Consider the following 912-nt stretch of genomic DNA (forward strand, 5'->3'; position numbering starts at 1 on the left):
AGCGGGGACAGGATTTGAACCTGCGACCTCTGGGTTATGAGCCCAGCGAGCTACCGAGCTGCTCCACCCCGCGTCGGTAGTACCGACCGTACGCCATCACACCCCCCGATGGGAAATCGGTTACCGCCACACCAGGGGCCGGCCGCCGCGAGAACCCCCAACTCCCTTGCCGGAGAAGGCTTCAGACCAAGAAAGTGACCCACGCCACTACCGCCCCGCCCCGCCACGCCACGACGGTCAGCACCCGCGCGAAGCTCCGGCCTCGTCGTCCACCCCGCCTGCCGCAGGCGCGGGCCCCCCGTGACCATAGTGTCGAGCGGAGGCGTCCGCCTGTGCCAGCCGCCGGAGCGCGGCGAGCGCGGCGTCACCGAGCAGCGTCCCCAGGACGACCCTCATCACGGTCGCCTCCAGGTCGGACTCATCCACCGTTCCGGCCACGTCCGCGGCGGCGATCCGTTCACTTGCCTCCGCGTACTCGTCGAGTCGCCCCTCGAAGGTCTCAAGCCCCGTCTCGCGCATCGTCGCCAGCACGGCGGCGAGTGCGTGTGCGGGGGTTCCCTGGGCGGAGACCCGCCATCCCCGCCGCTCGATCAGATCGGCGACGACCCGCCGGGCCCGCGCCAGGTCCTCCTCGGAGCCGACCGCGTAGTCCGCCGTGAGCCCGCGCTGCGCCGCCCCCAGCACCTTGTGCGGGGTGCGGTCCGGGTCGTCGACGGCATCCAGCACGATCTTCGCGTCCGCCACCGGAAGGCCCCCGACCTGCGTCAACGCCCGGATCAGCCGGAGGCGTCCGAGGTGCGAATCGTCGTACCGCGCCTGGTTGGGGCTGGTGCGACGCCCGGGCGGCAGCAAGCCCTCCCGCAGGTAGTACTTGATCGTCGGCACCGGCACGCCCGCCCGCTCGCTCAGTTC

General features: G+C 71.8%; 1 protein-coding gene and 1 tRNA gene. Both read right to left on the bottom strand.

Features of this window, described 5'->3' with window-relative positions; translation table 11 throughout:
* Window positions 1–73, bottom strand: a tRNA-Met gene (locus tag GL263_RS27290).
* A 164-nt stretch (window positions 74–237) separates the two neighbouring features.
* On the bottom strand, window positions 238–912 hold a 675-nt coding region (locus GL263_RS27295), incomplete at its 5' end, for a MerR family transcriptional regulator (RefSeq protein WP_228456875.1).

Source organism: Streptomyces durbertensis, assembly GCF_014156695.1.
GTDB lineage: Bacteria > Actinomycetota > Actinomycetes > Streptomycetales > Streptomycetaceae > Streptomyces > Streptomyces durbertensis.